Source organism: Skermanella sp. (assembly GCF_059503625.1).
The window spans coordinates 1-2,937 of record NZ_JCACHA010000298.1 but is presented as its reverse complement, the minus strand read 5'-3'; the positions used below and the strand labels follow the sequence as shown (position 1 = coordinate 2,937).

Annotated in this window: 5 protein-coding genes; 1 reads left to right on the top strand and 4 read right to left on the bottom strand. The window is 62.5% G+C overall.

What is annotated here, in order from left to right:
• The 3 genes from AC5JJ6_RS06870 to AC5JJ6_RS06860 form a co-directional block, all read right to left on the bottom strand.
• Positions 1 to 234: HigA family addiction module antitoxin (locus tag AC5JJ6_RS06870; RefSeq protein WP_496041320.1), on the bottom strand; the 234-nt coding region annotated here is incomplete at its 3' end.
• A gap of 21 nt (positions 235 to 255) precedes the next feature.
• On the bottom strand, positions 256 to 519 hold the full coding sequence (locus tag AC5JJ6_RS06865) for a hypothetical protein (RefSeq protein ID WP_496041319.1): 264 nt from the start codon (positions 517 to 519) through the stop codon (positions 256 to 258).
• Positions 516 to 866, bottom strand: a complete 351-nt coding sequence (locus tag AC5JJ6_RS06860; RefSeq protein WP_496041318.1) for an Mpo1-like protein — start codon at positions 864 to 866, stop codon at positions 516 to 518. The genes AC5JJ6_RS06865 and AC5JJ6_RS06860 overlap by 4 nt, the downstream gene beginning before the upstream one ends.
• A 165-nt stretch (positions 867 to 1,031) precedes the next feature.
• Here AC5JJ6_RS06860 and AC5JJ6_RS06855 point away from each other — a divergent pair, with 165 nt between their 5' ends.
• Positions 1,032 to 2,051 carry an aspartate-semialdehyde dehydrogenase gene (locus AC5JJ6_RS06855; protein WP_496041317.1) on the top strand — a complete coding sequence of 340 codons (1,020 nt, stop codon included), beginning with the start codon at positions 1,032 to 1,034 and terminating at the stop codon, positions 2,049 to 2,051.
• 59 nt (positions 2,052 to 2,110) lie between these two features.
• On the opposite strand, the gene pdxY is transcribed toward AC5JJ6_RS06855, so the two are convergent.
• A partial coding sequence (gene pdxY, locus AC5JJ6_RS06850; RefSeq protein WP_496041316.1) for a pyridoxal kinase PdxY occupies positions 2,111 to 2,937 on the bottom strand: 827 nt, incomplete at its 5' end.

Genomic DNA, 2,937 nt, shown 5'->3' with positions numbered 1-2,937 from the left:
CCACAATCCAGGACCATTCCCGCAGAATTTACCCAAACGTACTGCCATCTGCGGCGATATCGAAACCTCACCGCCAAGGATGCGGTGAAGCATCTGGCGGGAAACCCGAAGTTCCGCCGCAGCATCCTTGACAGTCATGCGTAGCGCCGGAAGGACAGTGTCACGCAACACAACTCCCGGATGGGTCGGGCACCGCTCGGATCTTTCCGCCAGCATCTCGTCCGCTTCGTCCATTGCATTATCACCAGCCTGTTGTTACGGAAACCGCCGGCTGTTCTCGACCAGCAGCACGTACAACTCCTTGATGAAGTCCTGTTGCTTGAGCCGGCCGAACGGCAGGTTGTCGCAGGCGAAGTCGACCAGACCGTCGGATGCCTTGTTGGGCACGATCTCGTAGCCGGCCTTGCGGAGCGAGGTGATGACCGCCATCGCCTGCTTCATGTAGTCCTCGTTGAAGAAGGACTTGTCCGCTTTCTGGATCGCCTCGGCGATGGTCTCCTGCAATGAAGTGCTGCTCACGCCGGCTCCGCTTTGGATGGATTGATGCCGTGACGGCGCAGTTCCGCACCCATGCGGCCCGTCACGAAGAGGAAGAACATACGGAAATCGCTGATCAGGGACCATAGCGGATACGTGAAGGTCGCCGGCCGGTTGCGCTCTATCAGCATGTGGCTGATCCAGGCGAAGGCATAGCCGGAGACGACAGCCGCCAGGACGAACCAGGGGTTCAATGTCGCCACGGCGGCCAGAAGCAAGGCTAAAGCCAGTGCCGTGCCCGTGTAATGCCATGCTCTGGTACCGGGTCTGGCATGTTCGGCGAGGTAGTAAGGCCAGAACTCCTCATAGGTCCCGTACTTGCGCGCCATTTTGTCCTCCCTGAATTGTCATGTAAGGTATGGCTTGATCTTGCAAACGGGCCGGGATCGGAATAATTCAATGGGGTTTGCCGGATGGTCATGGGGACCATCCAAAAACGTACCTGCGCCATGGCAAGAGACATGGCGGCAGCAGAGAAAAAACAGGAACGCATCATGGGCTACAGAATCGCGGTAATCGGCGCCACCGGGAATGTCGGGCGTGAAATCCTGACTACCTTGGCCGAGCGCAAATTCCCCGTCGACGAGGTGGTGGCCCTGGCGTCCGAGAAATCCGTCGGTAAGCAGGTCTCCTTCGGCGAGGATCAGGTTCTCGACGTCCAGGATCTGGCCAAGTTCGATTTCCGGGGCTGGGACATCGCCTTGTCGTCCCCCGGCGGCAAAGTGTCGGCCGAGTATTCGCCCAAGGCGGCTGCGGCCGGCTGCGTCGTGATCGACAATACGTCCCATTTCCGCATGGACCCCGACGTGCCGCTGGTCGTGCCGGAAGTGAACCCCGAAGCCATCGCCGGCTATACCAAGCGCCGCATCATCGCCAACCCCAACTGCTCGACCATCCAGATGGTCGTGGCGCTGAAGCCGCTGCACGATCTGGCCAAGATCAAGCGCGTCGTAGTGTCCACGTACCAGTCGGTGTCGGGTGCGGGGCGCGACGCGATGGACGAGCTGTTCAACCAGACCCGCGCGGTCTACGTCAACGATCCGATCGAGAAGAAGAAGTTCGCCAAGCAGATCGCCTTCAACGTGATTCCCCAGATCGACGTCTTCATGGATGACGGCTCGACCAAGGAAGAGTGGAAGATGGTGGTCGAGACCAAGAAGATCCTCGATCCGAAGATCCTCGTGACCGCCACCTGCGTCCGCGTGCCCGTCTTCATCAGCCACTCCGAATCGGTCAACATCGAGTTCGAGCGGCCGATCAGCGCCGACGAAGCCCGTGAAGCGCTGCGCGCCGCCCCCGGCGTCAACGTGATCGATCATCTGGCCGAGGAAGGCTTCGTCACACCGGTCGAAACGGCCGGCGACGATCCGGTCTTCGTGTCCCGCATCCGCGAGGACATCTCGGTCGAGAACGGCTTGAACATGTGGGTGGTCGCCGACAACCTGCGGAAGGGTGCGGCGCTCAACGCGGTTCAGATCGCCGAAGTGCTGGCTCGCGATTACCTGAAGAAGTAATCTGCTGCGGTAAGTAGAAAAGGCGCGGACCCTGCCGGGGCCGCGCCTTTTTTCTTTCGTCAGACTTTCCGGACTTCGAAAATCCGCTGCGGGGAGACCAGTTCGTCCTGGGCCGCGATGAGCTGAAGCTCCCGCGTGCCGGCCTTCAGCGTCGCCGAGAAGACCGCGTAGATCGCCGCAGCCGCGTGCCCCAGCGCCTTCGCCGGGTCGCCGGTCTCCAGGTACTTCGCCAGGAACACGGCCGCCACACAGTCGCCGGCGCCGTTGGGCGGCGGGTCGAGCGGCAGGCGCGGGGTCGCTACCAGGAACGCGCCGTCCGGCGTGTCCAGCAGCATCTCGATCGAATCGGCGGGAGCCTCGTCGCGCGTCAGGCTGGTCAGCAGCACCAGCTTCGGCCCCATCGCCCGCACCGCCTTCGCCGCGGCCAAGGCGTCCGCCAGCGAATGGACCTCCCGTCCGGTCAGGAATTCCAGCTCGAACTGGTTCGGCGTGATGATGTCGGCTGCCGGCACCGCCTCCGCCCGCATGAAGGCGCGGATATCCTCGTTGACGAAGAAGCCGCGCCCGACATCGCCCATGACCGGGTCGCAGCAATAGACCGCCTCCGGCTTGGCGGCGCGCACCCGCCGGACAGTCTCGACGATGACCTGGCCCAGTGCTGCTCCGCCCATATAGCCGGAGAGCACGGCGTCGCAGCTTTCCAGAGCGCCGCGCGCGGCGATGCCGTCGATGACCTCCGCGATATGAGCCGGCTGGAAGACCTGGCCGGTCCACGATCCATAACCGGTATGGTTCGAGAACTGGACGGTGTTGACCGCCATCGCATCGTAGCCGAGGCGCTGGAGCGGAAATACGGCCGCACGATTGCCGACATAACCGAAGGCGA

Excerpts from the sequence above, each read along its gene's own strand:
- AC5JJ6_RS06855 (WP_496041317.1), top strand. The coding sequence starts at position 1,032 with ATGGGCTACAGAATCGCGGTAATCGGCGCCACCGGGAATGTCGGGCGT.
- AC5JJ6_RS06860 (WP_496041318.1), bottom strand. The coding sequence starts at position 866 with ATGGCGCGCAAGTACGGGACCTATGAGGAGTTCTGGCCTTACTACCTC.